Annotated in this window: 13 protein-coding genes and 1 pseudogene; 7 read left to right on the top strand and 7 right to left on the bottom strand. The window is 71.2% G+C overall.

Translation table 11 applies throughout. The features are described from left to right. Window positions 1–149: 149 nt before the first annotated feature. From OG972_RS08615 to OG972_RS08605, 3 genes are all read left to right on the top strand, one after another. Window positions 150–614: a nuclear transport factor 2 family protein gene (locus OG972_RS08615; RefSeq protein WP_266979777.1), complete on the top strand. Its 465-nt coding sequence runs from the start codon at window positions 150–152 to the stop codon at window positions 612–614. A 119-nt stretch (window positions 615–733) separates the two neighbouring features. Further along, window positions 734–2,776 (top strand): hydantoinase/oxoprolinase family protein, encoded by a 2,043-nt coding sequence (locus tag OG972_RS08610; protein WP_266979775.1) that lies wholly within the window; start codon window positions 734–736, stop codon window positions 2,774–2,776. Continuing rightward, the gene (locus OG972_RS08605; RefSeq protein ID WP_266979773.1) at window positions 2,773–4,473 is read left to right on the top strand and encodes a hydantoinase B/oxoprolinase family protein; all 1,701 of its coding nucleotides are present in this window, start codon (window positions 2,773–2,775) and stop codon (window positions 4,471–4,473) included. Before OG972_RS08610 ends, OG972_RS08605 begins: the two co-directional genes overlap by 4 nt. A 225-nt stretch (window positions 4,474–4,698) precedes the next feature. Here OG972_RS08605 and OG972_RS08600 read toward each other — a convergent pair whose 3' ends face one another. The 6 genes from OG972_RS08600 to OG972_RS08575 all read right to left on the bottom strand — a co-directional run bounded on the left by OG972_RS08600 (window position 4,699) and on the right by OG972_RS08575 (window position 14,023). Next, window positions 4,699–6,252: a helix-turn-helix domain-containing protein gene (locus OG972_RS08600; protein ID WP_266979771.1), complete on the bottom strand. Its 1,554-nt coding sequence runs from the start codon at window positions 6,250–6,252 to the stop codon at window positions 4,699–4,701. Continuing rightward, window positions 6,249–7,367: a DUF917 domain-containing protein gene (locus tag OG972_RS08595; protein WP_266979769.1), complete on the bottom strand. Its 1,119-nt coding sequence runs from the start codon at window positions 7,365–7,367 to the stop codon at window positions 6,249–6,251. Before OG972_RS08595 ends, OG972_RS08600 begins: the two co-directional genes overlap by 4 nt. After that, window positions 7,364–8,671 carry a hydantoinase/oxoprolinase family protein gene (locus tag OG972_RS08590; protein WP_266979767.1) on the bottom strand — a complete coding sequence of 436 codons (1,308 nt, stop codon included), beginning with the start codon at window positions 8,669–8,671 and terminating at the stop codon, window positions 7,364–7,366. The genes OG972_RS08595 and OG972_RS08590 overlap by 4 nt, the downstream gene beginning before the upstream one ends. A 112-nt stretch (window positions 8,672–8,783) precedes the next feature. Further along, a complete protein-coding gene (locus tag OG972_RS08585; RefSeq protein WP_266979765.1) occupies window positions 8,784–10,154 on the bottom strand; it encodes an MFS transporter in 1,371 nt (456 codons plus the stop codon). 271 nt (window positions 10,155–10,425) lie between these two features. After that, the gene (locus OG972_RS08580) at window positions 10,426–12,312 is read right to left on the bottom strand and encodes an alkaline phosphatase family protein (RefSeq protein WP_266979763.1); all 1,887 of its coding nucleotides are present in this window, start codon (window positions 12,310–12,312) and stop codon (window positions 10,426–10,428) included. Between the two features lie 631 nt (window positions 12,313–12,943). After that, window positions 12,944–14,023, bottom strand: a complete 1,080-nt coding sequence (locus OG972_RS08575) for a mechanosensitive ion channel family protein (protein WP_266979761.1) — start codon at window positions 14,021–14,023, stop codon at window positions 12,944–12,946. Window positions 14,024–14,703: 680 nt separating this feature from the next. Here OG972_RS08575 and hydA point away from each other — a divergent pair. From hydA to OG972_RS08555, 4 genes and pseudogenes are all read left to right on the top strand, one after another. Then, window positions 14,704–16,104: a dihydropyrimidinase gene (gene hydA, locus OG972_RS08570; protein WP_266979759.1), complete on the top strand. Its 1,401-nt coding sequence runs from the start codon at window positions 14,704–14,706 to the stop codon at window positions 16,102–16,104. A gap of 11 nt (window positions 16,105–16,115) precedes the next feature. Continuing rightward, on the top strand, window positions 16,116–17,117 hold the full coding sequence (locus OG972_RS08565) for a TIGR03842 family LLM class F420-dependent oxidoreductase (protein ID WP_266979757.1): 1,002 nt from the start codon (window positions 16,116–16,118) through the stop codon (window positions 17,115–17,117). An 80-nt stretch (window positions 17,118–17,197) separates the two neighbouring features. Then, window positions 17,198–17,383, top strand: a pseudogene (locus OG972_RS08560) (nitrate reductase); the annotation flags it as partial. A gap of 289 nt (window positions 17,384–17,672) precedes the next feature. Continuing rightward, window positions 17,673–19,220 carry an NCS1 family nucleobase:cation symporter-1 gene (locus tag OG972_RS08555; RefSeq protein WP_266979755.1) on the top strand — a complete coding sequence of 516 codons (1,548 nt, stop codon included), beginning with the start codon at window positions 17,673–17,675 and terminating at the stop codon, window positions 19,218–19,220. A 304-nt stretch (window positions 19,221–19,524) separates the two neighbouring features. Here OG972_RS08555 and OG972_RS08550 read toward each other — a convergent pair whose 3' ends face one another. Next, window positions 19,525–22,053 (bottom strand): FG-GAP-like repeat-containing protein, encoded by a 2,529-nt coding sequence (locus OG972_RS08550; protein ID WP_266979753.1) that lies wholly within the window; start codon window positions 22,051–22,053, stop codon window positions 19,525–19,527. Between the last annotated feature and the right edge of the window lie 165 nt (window positions 22,054–22,218).

Below are 22,218 nucleotides of genomic sequence, written 5' to 3'. Positions count from 1 at the left end.
CGGCGAATGAACGACGGGGTGTGGGTGGCGGCCGGTGCGCGGCTGTGTAGCGTGGCCGCCACCCGCACCGCGGCGTCGCCATGACACCCTCGTGTCGCCATCACGCCCACGTGCCGCCACCGCCCCCGTGTCCGCTCAGGAGCACCGCCATGCCCGAGAACACCCGCCCTCTCCCGTCCACCGCCAGGCCCGGCGCATCGGCGACCGACGCCGACGCCGTCTGGGCCGTCCTCACCGGAATGTACGAGGCGTACGAGGCCGGCGACCGGACGAGGATCGACCGGGCACTCGACCCCGAGGCGACCGTCTGGGACTCCGCCGCCGACCCGCTCCTGCTCGGCAAGCCCGACCTCGACCGGATCCGTGACGCCCGCCCGGCAGCCGGTGCGGGACCGGTGGAGACCGGCCTCACCGCGTACGACCGCACCGTCGACGTCTTCGGAGACATCGCCGTCCTGCGCTTCTGGCTGCGCGTCGACTTCGAACCCGCCGCGGACGGTGGCCCGAACCGCCCCGAACTCATCCGGAACACCGTGATCCTGCACAGGGCCGGGGAAAGCTGGCGGATCGTCCACCTTCACGAGGACGTGCGACAGCCGGGACCGGCCGGCTGATTCGGCAGGAACCCGGCGCTGCGCACAGGCGGGCTTCGTGTGCCGTGCGCAGCGCACAGCCGCCCGCCGCACCCCGTCGATAACGTCACGCCATTCCCTTGAGAAAGCCGGGAGGCGGCATGACTTACCGGGTGGCCATGGACATCGGCGGCACATTCACCGATGTCGTCGCGTACGACGAGACGCGCGGCACCTTCGACGCGGCGAAGACCCCCACCACGCCGGGAGACCTCGCCGAGGGCGTCTTCTCCTCGCTGGGCCGGGCGGTCGACGACCCCGCCGACATCTCCTTCTTCGTCCACGGCACCACCCAGGGCCTCAACGCCCTGCTGGAGCGGAAAGGCGCCCGCGTCCTGCTGCTCGCCTCGGCGGGGCTGCGCGACGTCTACCAGATCGCTCGCGGCAACCGGGACCGGATGTTCGACCTGCACTACCGCAAGCCCGTGCCGCTCGTGGACCGGTACGCCACCGCCGAGGCGGGCGGCCGGTTCGACTCGCGCGGCACCGAGCTGGTGCCGCTCGACGAGGACGCCGTGCGGGCCGCGGCCCGCCGCGCCCGCGACGAGGGCGTCGATGCCGTCGCCGTCGCGCTGCTCTTCTCCTACGTCAACCCCGCTCATGAGGTGCGGGCCGGCGAGATCCTCGCCGAAGAGCTCGGCGACGACGTGATGATCGTGCTCTCCCACCAGGTGGCGCGCGAATGGCGGGAGTACGAACGCACCTCGTCCGCCGTACTGGAGGCGTACACGGGTCCGGTCGTGCGCCGCTACCTCGGCCGGATCGAGGACCGCTTCGCCGCACACGGGCTGACCGTTCCCGTCCAGGTCATGCTGTCCTCCGGCGGCGTCGTCAACGCCTCGTTCGCCCGCCGCCACCCCCTCCAGACCCTGCTGTCCGGACCGGTCGGCGGCACCATGGGCGGGGTCGCGGCGTCCGCCCTGCTGGCGCGGCCGAACGCGATCTGCGTCGACATGGGCGGCACCTCGTTCGATGTGTCGCTCGTCCTCGGCGGGCGGCCCAATGTCTCCAACGAGGGCGCAGCCGACGGCTTCCCCGTCCTCATGCCGCTCGTCGACCTGCACACCATCGGTGCAGGCGGTGGCTCCCTCGCCTACGCCGAGGCGGGCGGACTGCGCGTCGGCCCCGAATCGGCGGGCGCGGTACCCGGCCCCGCCTGTTACGGGCGCGGCGGCACCCAGGCCACCGTCACCGATGCCAACACCGTCCTCGGCCGCGTCGACCCCGACTGGTTCGCCGGCGGGCACATGACCCTGGACACCGCAGCGGCCCACCGCGCCGTCGCGGAACTCGCCGACACGCTCGGTCTCGATCCCATCGAGCTGGCCGGCGGCATCTGCGACGTCGCCAACGCCAAGATGGCCCAGGCGATCCGTACCCTCACCGTCGAGCACGGCCTGGAACCCCGCGAGTTCGTGCTTCTCGCCTTCGGCGGCGCCGGACCCATGCACGCGGTGGAGATCGCCCGCGAACTCGGCATCGAGGAGGTCGTCGTCCCGCGTTTTCCCGGCGCGTTCTCCGCATGGGGCATGCTCGGAACCGAGGTCCGCCGTGACCTCACGCTCCAGTTCTTCACCCCGGGCGCCGACCTCGACGGCGCGGCCATGGCGGACGCCCTTGCCGGACTGCAGGCCGAAGGCTTCGAAGCCCTCGCCGAGCAGGGCGTACCGGCGGCCCGGCACCGTATCGAGCATGCCGTCGACATGCGGTACGAAGGCCAGGACTACACCCTGACCGTGCCGCTCTCCGGCCCCGCCGAGCCGGCCGCCGGAGGCTTCCTCACCTCGGTCGCCGAACGCTTCGCCCGGCTTCACGAACGCCGTTACGGCCATGCGACTCCCGAGGCGCCCGTCGAGTTCGTCGCTTTGCGTACCACCGCGCTCGGCGGACTCCCCGAACTCGCCGCCGTCCCGTACGCGGCAGCAGCCGGCGAAGCCCCCGAGGCCATCGTCAAGCCGGTCGTCTTCGGCGGCGCCGCGCACGACACCCCGGTGCTGCGCCGCGAGCACCTCGCCCCCGGGCAGCACATCCCCGGCCCCGCCGTCATCGTCGAGGCCACCTCCACCACCGTCGTCCCGCCGGACGCCACGGTCACCGTGGACGACAACGGATTCCTCGTCATCAAGCTCGGAGGCGTCGCATGACCAGTACGGCCCAGGTCGCCGTCGACCCGATCACCCCGGTCGCGGTCGATCCCGTCACCACGGAGATCATCCGCTGCGCGCTGCTCCAGGCCGCGGAGGACATGAACACCACGCTGATCCGCTCCTCCTACACCCCGACGATCTACGAGGCCAAGGACTGCGCCGTCGCGCTCCTGGACCGCGACCACCATGTCCTCGGCCAGTCCTCCGGCCTGCCGATTTTCCTGGGCAACCTGGAGGAGTGCACCCGGGCCACGGAGCAGATGTACGGCGCCGGAATCTGGCGGCCCGGCGACGTCTGGGTGCTCAACGACTCGTACATCGGCGGCACGCACCTCAACGACGTCACCGTGTACGCCCCGATCTTCGTCGACGCCGAACTCGTCGGCTTCGCCGCCTCCCGCGCGCACTGGATCGACATGGGATCCAAGGACCCCGGCGGCTCCATGGACTCCACGACGATCCATCAGGAGGGCCTGCGCATGGGCCCGTTGAAGATCTACGAGAACGGCGAACCCTGCGAACTGGTCCATGATCTGATCTCGCGTCAGGTCCGCTTCCCGTACCCCACCCTCGGCGACATGCGTGCCCAGGTGGCCTGCGCGCGCACCGGTGCACGACGGCTCGCGGAGATCGTGGGACGGTGGGGCCTGGAGACCGTGCTCGCCGCCCGTGACGCGATCTTCGCCCAGACCGAGCGACTGGAGCGCCAGGAGATCTCCGCGATCCCCGACGGTGTGTACGAGGCCACGGGGCATCTCGACAACGACGGCATCGACCTCGGCACACCCCTGCATGTCACCGTCCGTGTCACCATCGACGGCGACCGCATGACGATGGACGTCACCGACTGCGCCGACCAGGCCACCGGACCCGTCAACTGCGGTGCCGCGCAGACCGTCGCAGCCTGCCGGGTCGGCTACAAGCTGCTCGTGAGCGGTGAAGTCCCGCTGAACGGCGGCTCGTTCAAGCCGCTCGACGTTCTCACCCGGCCCGGCACCATGCTCGCCGCCGTCGAACCGGCCGCCTGCCAGTACTACTACTCGCACCTCGGTCTCGTCATCGACCTGGTCGTCGAGGCACTCGCCCCGGCCGTCCCGGACCGCGCCGCCGCGGCAAGCTACGGCGACTCGATGATCGTCCAGTTCACCGGCACCGACCCGCGCAGCGGAAAGCTCTTCGTCTCCCAGGAGGCGACGGTCGGCGGCTGGGGCGCCTGGGAGACGTCCGACGGCGAGTCCTGCCTGATCAACAACGTCAACGGGTCGCTGCGCGACATGCCGGTCGAGGTGCTGGAGACCCTCTTCCCGGTGCGCGTCGAGGAGTACGCGATACGCCCCGACTCCGCCGGTGCGGGCCGCACGCGCGGAGGCAACGGCGTGGTGCGCCAGTACCGGTTCGCCGCCGACCAGCAACTCTCCCTGTGGTGGGAACGCTCGGTCACCCCGGCCTGGGGCGTCTTCGGCGGCACGGCGGGTGCGGCCCCGCGGGTGACACTCAACCCGGGGCGTGACAGCGAGCGTTCACTGCTGAAGATCAATGCGCTGACCGTGCGCGAGGGCGATGTGCTGCGCTGCGAGAGCGGGGGCGGTGGCGGGTTCGGCCCGGCGGGGGAACGGGCCGCCGAGGCGGTGGCCGAGGACGTGCGGCAGGGCCTGCTGACCGCGGCGCATGTGGCGGCCGTCTACGGAGCCTGACCAGCGGACCGGCCCCGCGCCGGGGCCGGTCGCACCGGGGCCCCCGCCGGCCCATCTGCGCCGCGCCGCCCTGCTCACCCGGCCTCCGGTATCCGCGGCAGTGCTCGCGGACGCGGAGACTCGGCGTGCGATCGACGGCGAGCGGGCCGAGGACCGGGAGCGGCCGCCGCGGGACATTCCGCGCCGCAGCCGGTATCTCCCGCGGACACAGCGACGGTGAGCCGCTCAGCGTTCACCGTCACCGTCCCCGGACAGCAGCACCCGGCAGGCCAGATGAAGCGCCAGCCGTTGTGACGCATCGTCAGGATCGAAACCCAGTGAGCGAATACGCTCCAGCCGGGCCGCCACCGTGTTGCGGTGCACCCCGAGCACCTCGGCCGCCGCCGTCGGCGCGGCGCCCGCGTCGAGGACGACCGCCAGCGTACGCAGCAAGGTTCCGTCCCGGTCCGCCGCGAGGAGCGGGGCGAGCACCACTTCCGCCGGTCCGCGCAGCAACTCCGTCGGTACGGCAGACAGGAGTTGGGCCGCGCCCATCCGGTCTCCGCGCACCACGCTCCCCGGATCACCCGCGGCTGCGACACCGGCCGCCGCGCACGCATCGGCGAGGACCGGACCGAGGGACAGCAGCGAGTCCGCCGTTCCCGCCACCCCGCCCGCGACCGGCACATAGGCGGCCAGGGCCGCGAGGGCGTCGGTCAGGTGCCGGGTCGCGTCGTCGAGCGGGTCCGCTCCTTCCGCCGGGGGCACCGACTGCCAGGCCACCCAGCAACCCTCGTATGCGACCAGCGGCCCTCCCGGCCCGACCGTCGCCCACACCGCGCGCAGCGCAGGGCCGGGGTCGGGGCCCTCCCGGCCCGCGACCGGGCGCAGCGCGTACGCGACGAGCGGGCCACGGGCGGGCCAGCCCAGCGCCGCCGCCTCGGCACGCTCCTCCTCACCCGGGCCCGCCCCGGGCCCGTCGTCGCCCAAGGCTCGGGCATCAGCCTTCAGCAGTCGGCGAAGCAACAACTCCGCGCGGTGGCCGGTCCGTTCGTCGTCCAGACGGCGCAGCGCGCACCACGCGGTGAGCGGCGCGACCGCGAGCCCGAGCACGTCCCGCACCGTCTCCTCCCACCCCGCGACCCGCGAGCCCGACCGGGCGACCAGGGTGCCCAGCGAGCCGCCGTCGCCGTCCGGGACCTCCACCCGGACCGTGAGCGCCCCGCCCTCCACCGAGAGCGCGGCCCGTCGGCCCGCCAGCACCTCATCGGCCGTCCCGGTCAGCGCCACCGCCGTGGACGGCAGTACCGCGTGCAACGCGGAGAGCACTCGTCCGGCGTGCAGTCCGGCGTCGGCGAGCGCCCGGGCCGCCTGGGCCACCAGGGCGGTCCGTCCGGCGTCCGGGCGGGCGACCGCCGATGCGATACGGACCGCAGCGTCCAGCGGGTCCTCGTCGATCACCAGCAGGGGTACCCCGAGCCGGTCGGCGAGCGCCCCCACCGAACCCGGCCGCCCCGCCGACTCGGTGACCACGACACAGGCCGCGGCATGCTCCCACGCCTTGCGCAGCGCCATCTCCACGGTCCAGCCCGCGGCAGCCACCCTGCCGGTCAGCACGACCGCCGTGTGCGGTTCGAGGGTGTCGAGGGCCGCCGTACGGTCCACGATGCGCACCGACCGCACCTCGGTGCCCCGGCCGCTGGCCCCGGACATCCGGACCCCGGCGAGCCGCCCCTGCTGGACGAGTTCGGCGACGGTGAGCGCGCCCTCGCGGACCGGGCGGCCGGTCGGCCTGGTCACCACGAGTCCTCCTGTGTGTCCTGCGGACCGACCGCGCCGGCCCGGGCCAGCCGTCGACCCTCGGGCGTGTGCCAGGCCGGCGCGGCGGGGATGACCACCACTTCGACCTCCACGCCCGGCACCGCCCGTTCCACATCCAGCACGCGCCGGTCGGCGGAGGCCGACAGGATCAGGATCTGGTCGGGCGCGGCGGCGACGGGCGCCCCGTCCGCCAGCGCCAGCAGCACCTCGTTGTGCGCCTCCAGACGGAAGTGACGGCCGAGGCCCTCCGTCTCGGCGACCAGCACACTCGTCGGGCGCGACGGCAGTGCGGGCCACGGGTGGGTGTCCGGGCCGCCGACCCGCTCGTACGGTTCCGGCGCCCCGTAGCCGTGCTCGTCCGCCGGGTGCTCCACCGCCGTGATCCGGCCCCGGCACAGCCGCCGCAGCGACCAGGGCGCGAACAGATCGCGGGGCGTCGCCGTGCCCGCGCGGATCGCCCTGCTGACCGTGCCCGGCACCACGGAACCCGCCAGGACTGCGCCCGGCATGGCATAGCAGACGGCCACCGCCCAGCCGCCCGCCGCCGGAACCAGCGGCCGCACCAGATCCTCCACCCGCCCGCCGGCGGACTCCACCACGACCACATCGCCCGACGGGGTCGCCAGCGCGAGCGGCGCCGCGGCCACCCCGGCCAGAGTGAACGTCGACTGCTCCAGCAGCGGAAGCACTCGTCCGCAGCCGTCGCCGTCGACCAGCGGAAGCCCGCAGTCGGCCGCGGCGGCCACCGACAGCAGGGCGTTCTCCCCAGCCGTGTTCAGCGCGACGACCGCGTCCGCCCGGGCGCCCAGCAGCCGTTCCAGGGCACGCACCGCCCGTACCGTCTCCGCACCCGTCGGCAACTGCTCGGCGAGCGCCGCCGATGAGCCGACCAGCGTGACCGTCACACACAGACGCAGGCCGTGCAGCTCGTCGGGGGCCAGCAGCCGCACCGGCCCGTGCGCGGCCACCGATGCCCGTGCCCAGTCCAGCGCCACCCGGAATGCCGACTCCGCCGCGCCTGCCGCCAGCACCAGCGACCCGGTCGCCAGCTGTTCCAGCACGGCTGCGTCCACCCGGAGCGGGGCCCCGCTCATGACGTGGCTCCTGCGGGTGGGCCCACGGCCCGGACCCTGATGCGGTGGACCCCGCCCGGCAGATACGAGACGGGCGTGTGGACCGCCCGTGCCACCCGGGCCCCGCCCGGCGCCGCACCCGCCGACACGACCCGGGCCAGCGCCTGGTCGCGGGCCAGTCCGATGAGCCGGTCCAGTTCCGCCCGGCCCGGCGCGACCACCACCTGCTCCAGCTCCACTCGGGTGTCCGCGCGCGCCGCGCCGTACGCCGCCGCCGAGATCGCCTCACGGTCACCACCGAAGTGCGGGGCCGCGCCGCCGGCGTACAGCACCCTGCTGCCCGGCGCGCGCTCCAGCACTCCGGCCACCAGCGCGTCGACCCGGGGCCGTGCGTCGGTGGGCAGATCCTCGCCGCCGAACGGCAGGGTGTTCAGGCGCGGCCTGCCCACATCCATCCAGAGCCCGCCGGGCCCCGGGCCGGCGTCCCCGGCCTCCAGTTCGCCGTCCGTGACGGCTGAGCAGCGGACCGCGGAACCGGCGGCGTCCACCACGACCGCCCGCTCGGCGCCCGCCCGCAGTGCGGCGCCGCGCAGCGCGCAGGCCGTGGCGGAGACCGTGGCGATCACCGGGTAGCGGCGTACGTACTCGGCGGAGACAAGACCGGCGTCGTCCCGGGCGAAGAACAGCGGGGCGGTGATGCCACGGGCGCGCAGTGCTCGTTCGGCGGTGGTGGTGAGGTGCTCGGCCCAGCGGCCGAGCGCGGCGTTGGCGGCGGCGGCGTTCTCGCGCTCGCGCAGACCGGGGGAGCCGATCTCGTGCGAGAGGGTGATGTGCGCACCGGGCAGGTGGCGGGCGATCACGGAGGCCGCGGCCAGCTCCGGTTCCGGGCGGGCGGGCGAACCCGCCGCGCAGAGTGCGAACGAGGTGATCGAGGCAGCCGCCGCGTCCCGGGCGAACGCCGCGACCCCGGCCCGGTCCAGCGGCGCCAGTGTCCGGCCGGTGAGCGAGGACCCGCCCGTGACGACGCGGGTCAGCCCGCCCGGATGCGGGGACGGGCCGAGCGCGGGATGGCTGGGAGGTGAGATGCGCAGCACGGCGACGGGCGACGGGTCGTAGGGCGTGCGGTCGAGGTCGGTCGTGAGACAGACGACCTCGACGCGCTCGTACGGGACGTTCATGAGGGGGCCCAGCGCGTCCAGGACATCGCGCAGCGAACGGTCGAGGGAGGCCGACGAGTCGACCACGGCGTGTGCCGATGTCGTGGCGTCGGGGCCGACGAGAACGGCCACCGTCGTCGTACGCCCCACGTCCACACCGAGTCTCACCTGCATCATCCTGCCATCAGGCCCTGGGGCGCGCGCCGTGGGAACAGGCCGCCGGCCGGTGGGGGAGACGGCCGAGCGGGCGGAATTCGTCGCGGCCGTCACGACCGGGCCGCTACTCCAGGTCCTGGCCCTCGGTCTCCGGCAGCGGAGCGGCGAAGAGCAGCGCCACCACCAGGAAGGAGGTGATGAACAGGATCGTCGTCGAGAAGCCGGTCGCCTGCGCCAGGAGGAAGCCGACCACCGAGGGGGCGAGGGAAGTCGCGACCAGCTGGGCCGCGGTGGCCCAGGAGTACCCGGTACCGCGCAGAGCGGTCGGGAAGAACTCACCGTTCCAGGTGTTCCATACGCCCCAGGCGCCGAGGCTGAAGAAGGAGAGCGCGAAGTTCGCGATGTACAGCTCGGTCATCGAGCCGGAGTAGGCGAAGAAGATTCCACTGACTGCGGCGAGTGCGACGTACGGCAGAAAGACCTTCTTGCGGCCGAAGCGCCCCGTCAGCAGGGACGCGGACACATAGCCGGGGATCATGAACAGGGCGCTGAGGGCGACGAAGCCCAGGCTCGCCGACATGCTCAGGCCCTTGTCCTGGAGCAGCGTCGGCAGCCAGGTCTGCAGACCCCAGTATCCCCAGTTGAAGGTGAAGTTCACGACGAGCATCTGCAGCGTGATCCGCAGCAGCCTGCCGCGCAGCAGCTCCACCGGACGCCCGGCCCGCTCGGGGGCGACGACCTCGAAGCGGGTGCCGGCGGGGACATCGGCACCCAGCCTGCGCAGCACGGCAGCCGCGTCGTCGTGCCGGTTCTGCCCGGCCAGCCAGTACGGGGACTCCGGCACCCAGGCGCGGATCGCGAACACCCAGAGCCCGGCAAGGGCCGAGGCGATGGCCACCACATGCCAGCCCAGGCCGGCCAGCAGCTGCGTCACCCCGACCGCGGCCAGCACACCGATCGGCCAGCCGATCGACAGATAGACCGCGGCCCGGCCACGCGTCCTGGACGGCAGCAGCTCCAGGAAGTACGGGAAGGTGACCGTGTAGATGCCGGCGAGCGCCAGCCCCGACAGCACCCGGGTGACCAGCAGCACCGTGAAGTTCGGCGAGAAGGCGCCGGCCAGGGCGATGGCTCCGTACGCGGACAGGCTCCACAGACATACCGCGCGCCGGCCGATCCGGTCCGACACCGGGCCCCAGACCAGCGCACCCGGGATCATGCCGAGAGCGACGGCGGAGAGCACCCAGCCGATCCGGCCCGCGTCGATGGAGAACGCGTCCCCGAGATCACCGGAGACGTAGACGAGGGCGAGCTGCTCCCACGACTCGATGACGAAGGCCATGAAGAGGGCCAGCGCCGCCAGGAGATGGGCGCGGCCGAACGGCATGGCCTCGAAGTAGGCGCCGATGGGGCGGAGCCCGGCGGCCCCGGCCTTGTCCGGACCCGTCTCCAGGGGTTCTCCGGTTGCACCGGAACGTGCAGTTGTCGCGCTCACCGGCTGTCCTCCAGGCTTTCGTACTGACCGACTCACCCCTCAGCGGGTGGGGATGGCGGCACAGTAGACAGGCCCGGGGGCGGGAACCTGTGCGCAGCGCACAGTGGCGTGGGGGGCCGCTGTGCTGTGTGCCCCGGCGGCCTGTGGAGGGCCGCACCGGCGGGAACTGCCACGGTAACCCGGCGCGGGAGCGGCGCGGCCGGGGCCGTTGTCCGGCGTGTGCGCGATGGGGCCGGGCCCCGGTGGGTGTCTCCGGGGCCCGGCCGATCGGTCAGCCCCGGTGGCCGGTGGGGCGGGTGAGGGCCAGGCTGCGGACCGCGTCGAGTTCGCCGTAGTACGCGAGGTGCTGGTAGCGCACGTCGGTGACGGTGAGGGTGGCCTCGGCGTTGCCCTGCCGCACGGTCGCCCCGAAGCGGACGGAGCCGTCCATCTTCGTCGTGCCGGTCAGCTTCTGCACCTGGTTGCCGTACCGCAGTTCGGCGACGACCTTCGCGCCCCGCACCGGAGCGCCCTGCGCGGTCTTGACCGCGCCGTCCGCGGTGACCTTCCACGCGGCGTCGGAGCCCGGCCGGCCGAGCAGCTCGGTGTCGGCCTTCAGGGAGGCGACGGCGAGCTGCGACGGCGGGTTGGGCTGGCCGAACGCAACCTGGTCGACGGTCCAGAAGGCACTGTTCGTACCGGTGTAGCGGAAGCTCAGCTTCGCCGATTGTGCGCCCGCCGGAACGTTCAGCTGCAGGCGCTCGACCGTATTGGTGTTCGCCCGGTACGACTTCACGAGCTGCGGTGCGCCACCGTCGTACGAGACGTACACGTCACCGGTCTGCGGGCCGTCGACGAGGTAGTTCGTGGCGTACGAGACGTTCGCCGTGGCCGCACCGTTCAACGGGAAGGCGGGGCTGACGAGCGTGGAGTCGAACTGTCCGGCGTCGTGCGCCTTGTCGTCCCACTCGTCGGAGTCGGCGACCGCGAACACATTGCGGGCGCGGACGTTCGTCTCGCGGCCCTGGCCGCGCTCGGCGTTGGTCCAGAACTCGTCGGTGGCGAAGGACCAGCCGCGCCACTCGGTGACGCCACCGGCCGGCATCTTCGAGTTGTCGATGGTCCAGCCGTCGGGGGCCGTGTTCGTCCACCCCTTGGTGCCGGCGGGGAGCTTCGTCTCGTCGACGGGGGTGCGGAGCGTGTCGCGCAGCGTGTCGAAGGCGTCCGGCTTCAGGGCGGAGAGCGCGGTGCCGTCGAGGTTCCAGGAGGGGTCGATGGCGACGCCCTCGTGGTGCAGAACGGTCGGCGCGATGTCGGTGATCTTGACGTCGTCGCGTACCGAACCGGGCTCGATGCCCCGGCCGCGGGCGATCACGAAGGTGCCGCGCTCCAGCGGGGTGTTGCCGCCGTGGCCACCGGTCGGGGTGTGGCCGTGGTCGGCGGTGATGACGACGAGCCAGTTCTCCTTGGCATACGTCGGCCGGGAGGCGACGGCGTCGAGCAGCCGTCCGACCTGTCCGTCCACGGTGTTGAGCGCCTTGAGGTAGGCGTCGCTCGCGCTGCCGGAGGCGTGCCCGGCGCCGTCGACCTCGTCGAGGTGGACGAAGGTGGAGTCGGGATTGCCATGGGCGAGATAGTCCGCGGCCTTCGAGGTGGTGCCCTCGTCGTTGCCGCCGGCGATCCGCAGATCCGTTGTCGAGCCGAAGATGATCTGGGGGACCGGGCTCCAGGTGCCGACGACCAGGGTGGACGTGGTCGGGTCGGCGGCCTCCAACCGGGTCGCGTAGTCCGGGTACTGGCCGTAGTTCGGGTCGATGAAGTTGTTGTCCTTCACGTTGTGCTTGTCGGGCCAGACACCGGTGGCGATGGACGACCAGCCGGCGCCGGAGACGGTCGGGGCCATCGGGTTCGCGTACAGGTTGCTGCGCGCGGTCAGCCCCTCGGACATCAGCTGCTTGAGGTGCGGTACGTCGGCGCGGGCGAAGGCGTCGAACGTGGCGCCGTCGATGCCGATGACGAGGGTCTTCGCCTGCTTGCTGCCGGACGGCAGACCGGCGTATTGGGCTGCGGCGGCCCGGGACTCGTCGGCGTGGGCGACCGGGGCGACGGACAGCGGAAGGGCTGCGGCGACGGTGGTGGCGGCGGCCAGCACGGTACGCGCGGAGCGCGATATGGGCACGTGATCCTCCGGGATCGAAAGCGGGGAAACCGGACAACGGGTGTTCGGTGACGCGCCACAGACTCGTCGTCCGCGGTGATCGCCTCACGCCCGAAACGGGACGAGCGCGTGAACCGTACCCAACATTTGGACCAGACCCGTAACCGTTACGTTATTTTTGACTCGGTTGTTATCGTCCGCGGGGCGACGGTGTCGCGCCGAGTGATCCGACGCGAACTCATCAGGTTTCAGGCGGTGTTGGCCGGAGGTTGCGCAGGCAGGGGTGCGGCGCGGTGTTCACGAACGGCCGGAGTTGTGCAACGCGGAGCCGAACGGTCCGTACCGCCGCCCGCCCGGCGGACTTCCGGGCGAATCTGCCACGCGTGGCCGCACACCGCGAAGGACTGTCCGGCGGCGTGACCGTACTGCGCGAAGCTCGCCCGAAAGTCGTCGGCGTGACGGCCCGTCGGCGCGACCGGACCGGTCCCGGACAGTCGCCGGGCCGTTCGTCGCCCGCTTGGGGGCACGCGCCACGATGACGACATCGGCCAGGTGCCGACGCCGATGTCGTCATCCACGACCCGCAGGCCGACGGTGGGAGCGGTGTGACCAGGCAGTCGTGATCAGCCGCATGACTGCGATGCGACCACGGCTACGACAACGACTCCGTGGCCTCGCGCTGGTGGGGGATCGCGACCGGCGTCGCTCCCGGCTGCACTGTCACGGTGCGCGTCGGAGCGGGGACCGTGATGCCCTCGGCCCGGAATCGCTCGTGCAGGCGCTTGATGAACTCGTGCTTGATCCGGTACTGGTCGCTGAACTCGCCGACCCCCAGAATGACCGTGAAGTTGATCCTGGAGTCCCCGAACGTGTGGAACCGGACGGCCGGTTCATGGTCGGGGACGGCGCCGGTGATGTCGGTCATCACGTTCTCGACGATTTCGGTCGTGACGCGCTCGACGTGTTCGAGGTCGCTGTCATAGCCGACACCCACTTGGACCGTGATCGAAAGTTGCTGTTCCGGCCGGCTGAAGTTGGTCATGTTGGTGCCGGCGAGCCGTGCGTTCGGGATGATCACGAGGTTGTTCGACAACTGACGCACCACGGTGTTCCGCCAGTTGATGTCGACGACATAGCCCTCCTCGCCGCTGCTGAGCCGGATGTAGTCGCCCGGCTGCACCGTCTTCGAAGCGAGGATGTGCACGCCCGCGAACAGATTGGCCAGCGTGTCCTGCAACGCCAGAGCGACCGCCAGACCGCCCACACCCAGCGCGGTGAGCAGAGGTGCGATGGAGACGCCCAGCGTCTCGAGCATGACGAGGAAGCCCATCGCCAGCACCACGACGCGCGTGATGTTGACGAAGATCGTGGCCGATCCGGCCACCCCCGACCTGGACTGCGCCACGGACCGCACCAGACCGGTGATCACTCTGGCCGCCGTGAGCGTCGCGGCCAGGATGAGCAAAGCGGTCAGCGTCATGGTGACGTGGTGCCCGACCCTGGCGGTCAGCGGAAGCGCCGTGGCTGCCGCCGCCGCGCCGGCGGCTATCGCCGCCCAGGGGACCAGCGTCCGCAAGGCGTCGACGATGACGTCGTCACCGCTCCAACGCGTCCTGCTGGCTCGTTCTCCCAGCCATCGCAGAGTCACGCGCAGCAGGAGGCCCGCCGCGACGCCGGCAGCCACCGCTATACCGGCGACGATCAAGTCGTGCAGAGTGAGAGCCCGGTTCACCGCTGCGCCCCCGCTGTCCGGGGAACACGACTGATGGGGGGAACCGCCGCCGCTTCCGGGCGCCGGACGGGATGCTTCGTCACGGTTTTACCTGTTTGTTTCTCGGGTGTGCGGTTCGCGTCGGGAGACACGGACGTGCGGACTGGGGTCCGACGCGATCGCCCATCCTGCCGTACGCGTTCGAAGGCGCCGCGGCTGACCCTGCGTCGGCTCACGCAGGGCGGAAGTACTGATGTCAGCTCGGAATGCGAGAGTGCGGGGACCTTCCCGCGGTTCGTGACGTTCAAGGGTTTCATGGCTCTCCCTGGGCTTCGTTTCCTGGCGTCACCTCGTCGATGGACAGGTCAAGGGCTGCGGAGGGTGCGGTTCCCGAGGGGGCGCCCGTGTTCTGGTGCCGGTCGGTTCCGGCCGGAGCTGTCGAGACCGGTCTTCCGGCGTCGCCCGACCGTCCACAGAGCGGCCGAACGGCCACCTGGAGAGCTGTGGCAAGTCCGCCCGGCGGTATACGACGAGACGTGGCGTCGGCTTTGGGCCGACGGTGTACGCCATGCCCGGAAACCGAAACGTCTTCAGCGGTTAGCCGCAGCGGTATTGCCACAGTGGGTAACCCACTTCTACGTTCTTCACCACGCACCCTATCTACGTGCGTAGACCCATTCCGCCACAGTGAGGAGGGGTACATGAGCCGCACCGTCATCCACGGCGGCCTCGTCGTCACCGCGTCCGACGAAATCCACGCCGACGTACTCATCGAGGGCGGCCGCATCGCCGCGCTCGCCGCGCACGGCACCGACGCGGCCACGAGCTGGACCGCCGACCGGACCATCGACGCCTCCGGCAAGTACGTCATCCCGGGCGGTGTCGACGCGCACACGCACATGGAGATGCCGTTCGGAGGCACCTACGCCGCCGACACCTTCGAGACCGGCACCCGGGCGGCCGCCTGGGGCGGCACCACCACGATCGTCGACTTCGCCATCCAGACCGTGGGGCGCGCGGTCCGCGAAGGACTCGACGCCTGGTACGCGAAGGCCGACGGCAACTGCGCCATCGACTACGCCTTCCACATGATCCTCTCCGATGTGAACGAGTCCTCGCTAAAGGAGATGGACCTCCTCGTCTCGGAGGGCGTCACCTCCTTCAAGCTGTTCATGGCGTACCCCGGTGTCTTCTACAGCGACGACGGCCAGATCCTGCGCGCCATGCAACGGGCCGCAGGGAACGGCGGGCTGATCATGATGCACGCCGAGAACGGCATCGCGATCGACGTCCTCGTCGAACAGGCGCTGGCCGCGGGCCGCACCGACCCGCGCTACCACGGCGACGTCCGCAAGGTGGCGCTGGAGGCCGAAGCCACCCACCGTGCCATCCAGCTCGCCCGTGTCGCCGGATCCCCGCTGTACGTCGTGCATGTCTCCGCCGACGAGGCCGTCGCCGAGCTGGCAGCCGCCCGTCACAAGGGACTTCCGGTCTTCGGCGAGACCTGTCCGCAGTACCTCTTCCTCTCCACCGACAACCTCGCCGAGCCGGACTTCGAGGGCGCGAAGTACGTCTGCTCCACCCCGCTGCGGCCCAAGGAACACCAGGAGGCGCTCTGGCGCGGCCTGCGGAACAACGAGCTCCAGGTCGTCTCCACCGACCACTGCCCGTTCTGCTTCTCCGGCCAGAAGGAGATGGGCCGCGGCGACTTCTCGAAGATCCCGAACGGCATGCCCGGCGTGGAGCACCGGATGGACCTCCTCCATCAGGCGGTCGTGGACGGCCACATCTCCCGCCGCCGCTGGATCGAGATCGCCTGCGCCTCCCCGGCCCGGATGTTCGGCCTCTACCCGAAGAAGGGCACCATCGCCCCGGGCGCCGACGCCGATGTCGTCATCTACGACCCGCACGCCGAGCAGATCCTCTCCGCCGAGACGCACCACATGAACGTCGACTACTCGGCGTACGAGGGAAAGCGGATCACCGGACAGGTCGAGACCGTCCTCTCGCGCGGCGAAGTCGTCATCGACCGGCGGAAGTTCACCGGGCGCGCCGGCCACGGCATGTACACCCCGCGCGCCACCAGTCAGTACCTGGACTAGGAGCACCTGCCATGGACTTCGGACTCGTCCTCCAGACCGACCCGCCCGCCTCGGCCGTCGTGGGCCTGATGCGGCGCGCCGAACGCAACGGTTTCCGCTACGGCTGGACCTTCGACTCGGCGGTGCTCTGGCAGGAACCGTTCGTCATCTACAGCCGGATCCTCGAACACACCGAACGCCTTATCGTCGGCCCCATGGTCACCAACCCGGGCACCCGCACCTGGGAGGTCACCGCCTCCACCTTCGCCACCCTCAACGACATGTACGGCAACCGCACCGTCTGCGGCATCGGCCGCGGCGACTCCGCGATGCGCGTCGCCGGACGCAAGCCCAACACCCTGGCCCGCCTCGGCGAGGCCATCGGCGTCATCCGCGATCTCGCCGAGGGCCGGGAGGCGACCGTCGACGGGCAGCCGGTCCAGATCCCGTGGGTCAAGGACGGCAGACTGCCTGTCTGGATGGCCGCGTACGGTCCGAAGGCGCTCGCCCTCGCCGGACAGAAGGCCGACGGATTCATCCTGCAGCTCGCCGACCCGTTCCTCACCGAGTGGATGATCAAGGCCGTACGGGACGCGGCGGCGGAGGCGGGCCGCGACCCGGACTCCGTGACCATCTGCGTCGCCGCCCCCGCCTACGTGGGCGACGACCTCGACCACGCCCGCGAGCAGTGCCGCTGGTTCGGCGGCATGGTCGGCAACCACGTCGCCGACCTGGTGTCCCGGTACGGCGAACACTCCGGCCTCGTACCCGAGGCACTGACCGAGTACATCGCCGGGCGTGCCGGATACGACTACAGCCACCACGGGCGCGCCGGAAATCCGGACACCGCCTTCGTCCCCGACGAGATCGTCGACCGGTTCTGTCTCCTCGGCCCCGCCGAGGCACACATCGAGAAACTCCGGGCGCTGCGCGACCTGGGCGTCGACCAGTTCGCCGTCTACAACATGCACGATGCGCGCGAAGCGACGATCGACGCGTACGGCTCCGAGATCATCCCCGCCCTGTCCGCCTGACCCGCGCCTCCCCCCCCGGCTGTACGCGCCCCTCTCCCCAGCCCGCACGGCACCGCTCCCGAGCGAAGGGTCCAGCCGCCATGACATCGACCGTCCCACCCACTCCACCGATCCCACCGCAGGACCGCATATCCGCGCCGCCGGACCGGGTGGAACTCGCCCCCGGAGCTGTCCCCGCCGACAACCGCTTCATCAATGAGGACCTGCTGCCTGTTCCCCTGGAGCGGCGCAACTGGACCACGTACAACTTCGCCGCCCTCTGTATCGCGCAAGAGAAAACACGAACATCGGCGCGTAGCGCTGACCTGCGGGTTCGTGGGAGTGCTCGTCAGGCGGGAGGTGCAGGGTCCGGTTCGTCCGGGTTCGGCCTGTCGCCGTGGGCTGCTGCTGTTGCATCTGGCTGAACCGGTGCCTGCGGCCTCGGCCCCTTTTCCGCGAGCAGCACCAGGGGCTGACTGTCGTCCCGCGCCGTCGTATGACCCCGAGGGCCCAGTGCCGAGCTCTCGGGGAGGTCACGTTCCCCCCGCACGAGACTCCGCGAACCGAGGTGGCTTCATGTCCTCCAGAGCACCGTCAATACCCGACACGTCCACGATCCAGCAGACCTATCCCGATGGTCGCGTCGCCCTCGCCGAGGGGGTCGTCCTGGACGACGCCCGGTTCGCCAACGACGACCTGGCGCCGGTGCCCGTCGAGAGACGCACCTGGGGTGTTTACAACTATTTGAGTCTTTGGGTGGGAATGGCTCATAACATCCCGTCCTGGACCCTGGCCTCGGGTCTGGTCGCGCTCGGCATGGACTGGAAGCAGGCGGTCCTCACCATCGCGCTGGCCAACCTCATCGTGCTGGTGCCGATGCTGCTCACGGGGCATGTGGGGACGAAGTACGGGATTCCGTTCCCGGTGTTCGCGCGGGCGTCGTTCGGGATGCGGGGTGCGAATCTGCCGGCGCTGATTCGGGCGGCGGTGGCGTGTGCCTGGTTCGGTATCCAGACCTGGATCGGCGGCGAGGGGATCTTCCTGCTGGCCGGGAAGCTCTTCGGCAGCGGTTGGCAGAGCGCTGGTCAGGTCGCCGGTCAGCCGTGGACACTGTGGCTGTCGTTCGGTCTGTTCTGGGCGCTGGAGATCGCGTTGATCGCGCGGGGCATGGAGACCCTGCGGCGGTTCGAGAACTGGGCCGCGCCGTTCGTGATCGTGGGTGCGCTGGCGTTGCTGGTGTGGATCGCGGTGAAGGCGGGTGGGTTCGGTCCGCTGCTGTCGCAGCCGTCGGCGCTGGGGTGGGGGAGCGGTTTCTGGAAGGTGTTCTTCCCGGCTCTGATGGGCATGATCGGGTTCTGGTCCACGCTGTCGCTCAACATTTCGGACTTCACCCGTTTCGGCGGCAGCCAGCGCGCCCAGATGCGTGGTCAGGCCCTGGGTCTGCCCACCACCATGACGCTGTTCGCGCTGCTGTCGGTGCTGGTCACCTCGGGCTCGCAGGCAGTCTACGGCGCCCCGATCTGGGACCCGATCGCGCTCGCTGCGAAGATGGACAGCGTCGCGGGCACCCTCTTCGCCCTGCTCGTGGTTTTGGTCGCCACCCTGTCGGTGAACATCGCGGCCAACGTCGTCAGCCCGGCCTACGACCTTGCCAACCTGGTCCCGCGCTTCATCAACTTCCGTACCGGCGCGCTGATCACGGGCGTGGTCGGGATCGCCATCATGCCGTGGAAACTGATCGCCAACCCGCACGTCTACATCTTCACCTGGCTGGGCGTCGTCGGCGGCCTGCTCGGCACCGTCGCGGGCATCCTGATCGCCGACTACTGGATCGTCCGCCGCACCGAACTCGCCCTCGATGAGCTGTACAGCCCTGTCGGCCGCTACTGGTACACGGGTGGCTGGAACCTGCGCGCCGTCCTTGCCCTCCTCGTCGGCGGTGTCCTCGCCATCGGCGGCTCCTACTCCACTGTCGACGCCAACGGCACCGCACAGGGCCCCTTCCCCACCGACGGCCTCATCCCCTTCCTCAAACCCCTCGCCGACTACGGCTGGGCCGTCGGCCTCGCCTCCTCCCTCCTCCTCTACACCCTCCTCAACCTTGGGGAACGCACCAGGCGCTGAGAGCCCAGCCGACCCCAACCAGCTCGCCACGGGCCTGGCGCAGCCGTCGGCGCTGCTGCCGCACGGCTAGAGCGGGCAGTTTGGCCCGACGGGGCCCGGCCTGCGCTGACAATCGGCGGGCCAGCGAACTTACGACTCCGGGAAACAGAAATGCTGGCTGAGACCCACCTCAACGTAGCGATCACTGCTCGCGGTGCTGGGGTGGGGGGTCCGGTTGGAGACCGGACCGCCCACCGCCGTGCCCACGATGTCTACGCGGAGGCGCGGTTGTTGCCGTGCCACGCGGAAGCACCACGGGTGGGGCTCATGGGGTCAGGGTGGTCCCCAGGTGCGCCCCGGCCGGTGTGCCGAGCTGGGTCGATCCGTAGGAGGTGGACGTGGACAGGCCCAGGCCCGTGCTGTTGCTCGGGACGGCCAGGAGCGTGCCGTTGCCCAGGTCTTCGCCCGCTGCGCCGATCGTCAGGTCGGCGCGGCCGTAGCCGGAAAGATCCGTGAGGGAGACGGACGAGCCCAGGTTGTCGCCTTTCTCGGTTGAGCCGGGGACGCCACTGGTGTCCTGCGAGATGGCCTGGGCGCCGGTTCCGGTGAGTCCGGTGGGGCTGCCCTTGAGGAGGATCGATGTGCCGGCGTCGGACTGGTTCACCGAGTTGCGGGTGATGTCCTCGTTCGGGGCGCCGGTCAGGACGTCCGCGTAACCGTCGGCGTTGTAGTCGCCGACCGAGACGGCGGTGCCCATGGCGTCGCCGGACTCGGCCGCGCCCGGCACGCCGGAGGTGTCCTGGTGGACGACCGACACGCCGGTGGAGGTCAGGCCCGTGCCGGCGGTGCCGTAGAGGGCGGTGACCTGGCCGCCCGCGTGCGCGCCGGACTCGGAGGTGTAGGGCTGGCCGACGGCGATGTCGTCGACGCCGTCGCCGTTGATGTCGCCGGCGGCGAGGGAGCGGCCGCCCTTGACGGACAGGAGCCCGGCCTTGGTGAGGCCGCCTCTGCCGCCCTTGAACCAGACGAGGCGGCCGATGCCGGTGGCGTCACGGTAGGTGAGGGCGACGTCCGCGTAGCCGTCTCGGTTGAAGTCGCCGGGTGCGGCGTCCTCGTAGGCGAGTTGGGTGGTGGCCGTGGTCAGGGTGCCGTACTGCGTGGTGGTGCCGGTCAGGTGGGTGTTCCAGCTGCCGCCGCTGCCGGTGCCCGCGGAGAAGACGTCGGCCTTGCCGTCGGCGTTGAAGTCGCCGACGGTGACGGCGGAACCGAGCCTGGCGCCCGCCGCGGCGGTGCCGACCGTGGTGTATGAGAGGCCTGAGGTGAGGCCGGGGCCGTAGAGGACGGTGACGGCGCCGCGGTCGGCGTTGCCGGAGGTGTCGTCCTCGCCGGGTGATCCGATGGCGAGGTCCGCGTAGCCGTCCCCGTTGATGTCGCCTACTGCCGTGGCGGCGCCGAACGAGTCGCCGCTCTCCGCCGTGCCCGGGACGCCCGAACTGGCCTGGGTCAGCGTCTTCCTGGCGGCTGCAGAGGGTCCCGTCAGTGAGCCGGGGACGACGGTGAGGCTGCCGCTCGCGTTCTTCGGCATGCCGGCGACGAGGTCGCTGACGCCGTCGCGGCCCAGGTCCGCGGTGGGGCGGGCGGCGGAGGCGGTGGGTGAGGTGGTCAGTGCTCGCAGGTCGGCGAGCCGGTCGTGCAGGTTGGCACCGGGGCAGGCGGTCGCCATGAGGTCCTGGTGGCTGGTGACGCGGTCGGTCTCGAGCTGCTGGCCCGCGGTGTAGCGGCCGTTGTCGAATTCGGCGGTCAGCGTCGTCTTCGACAGCGGGTCCGCGCCGTACAGGCCGAGCTTCCACCCGGCGATACGGGAGATCGCGGCGAGCGCGGCCGGAGTGGGCTTCGCGGTCTCCATGTTGCCCAGCAGAGAGACGCCGACCGTGTCCGGGTTGAAGCCGAGGGTGTGCCGGGCCTTGACCGGCTTGTCGACACCGCCCTTGCTGCCCTCGAAGATCTGCCCGCACTTGTCGACGACGAAGTTGTACCCGATGTCGCCCCAGCCCTGGGTCTTGACGTGGAAGGCCTGGATGGACCGGACCATGGCTGCGGACTGCGCACAGCTGTAGCTGTTACTGCCCGCCTCGTGATGGACCACGACGGCCTTGACCGTCGGGCTGTAGACGGTCGGGCACTGCACGATCGACTCATCCGCGCCCCAGGCGGCGCGGGAGATGATCGCAGGCTTGGGGACAGGCCCGGTGGCCGGGGTCGCGGGCGCAGTCGACAGGCCGTCCAGGCAACGCGGCCCGGCCACCGAGGTCGGCGACGGCGACGGGCTCGCGCTCTCGGCGGTGAACGCGGCGAGCTCGCTGCCCGCGGTGGGGGACCCGCCCGTCCCGGGGTCGACCAGGTCCAGACGCATCGACGCGGGCAGGGACCGTTTGCCGCTCACCCGGGCCTCGATGCCGTCCGACGGGCCCACCCACAGCGGCTCGGTACTGCCGCGCATGCCCTTGCCCGAGCCGTCACGCCCCAAGTCGGGCGGCGTGTCGGCGATCTCGAGCCCACGCCAGCCACTCCAGGTGCTGCTGCCGGCGGCACGCGTGCGGATCTCCACCTCGCCGCTGAGCCGCGCCTTGGCCGAGGGCCAGCTCACGGCCACCATCGAGAAATCCTCGGTGGTGGTCTGCTGCCGCTCGCGCGCCGTCGCGGACGAACCCTCCAGGGCCAGGGTGCGGACGGCGGCGGGACGAACCTTGCGCTGCGAGTCCTCGGGCGAGGAAGTGGTGCCGATGGCCAGGGCGGCAAGCGCCCCGGAACCGATCAGCGCCGTGGCGAGGGAGGGGAGGACGATCCTGCGCATTCTTCGCTGCGGCAGCCTGCGTCTGCCCAACCCTGTATTCCTGTTGTTCGTCACAGATTCCTGCCCTGGTATCTCGATGTACATGGTCTGCCCTCCACTCCAGCGCACCTGGCACCACATGCGTCACACCCTGCTGGCGCCGCTCACGGTGGGCATCAGAGGAAT

The organism is Streptomyces sp. NBC_01669 (genome assembly GCF_026339735.1).
GTDB lineage: Bacteria > Actinomycetota > Actinomycetes > Streptomycetales > Streptomycetaceae > Streptomyces > Streptomyces yanii.
This window is presented reverse-complemented; position numbering and strand designations above follow the sequence as displayed.

Bases quoted from the DNA above. Each gene is read 5' to 3' on its own strand.
- hydA (WP_266979759.1), top strand. From the start codon at position 14,704: ATGAGCCGCACCGTCATCCACGGCGGCCTCGTCGTCACCGCGTCCGAC.
- OG972_RS08605 (WP_266979773.1), top strand. From the start codon at position 2,773: ATGACCAGTACGGCCCAGGTCGCCGTCGACCCGATCACCCCGGTCGCG.
- OG972_RS08550 (WP_266979753.1), bottom strand. From the start codon at position 22,053: ATGCGCAGGATCGTCCTCCCCTCCCTCGCCACGGCGCTGATCGGTTCC.
- OG972_RS08565 (WP_266979757.1), top strand. From the start codon at position 16,116: ATGGACTTCGGACTCGTCCTCCAGACCGACCCGCCCGCCTCGGCCGTC.
- OG972_RS08555 (WP_266979755.1), top strand. From the start codon at position 17,673: ATGTCCTCCAGAGCACCGTCAATACCCGACACGTCCACGATCCAGCAG.
- OG972_RS08615 (WP_266979777.1), top strand. From the start codon at position 150: ATGCCCGAGAACACCCGCCCTCTCCCGTCCACCGCCAGGCCCGGCGCA.
- OG972_RS08595 (WP_266979769.1), bottom strand. From the start codon at position 7,367: ATGAGCGGGGCCCCGCTCCGGGTGGACGCAGCCGTGCTGGAACAGCTG.
- OG972_RS08610 (WP_266979775.1), top strand. From the start codon at position 734: ATGACTTACCGGGTGGCCATGGACATCGGCGGCACATTCACCGATGTC.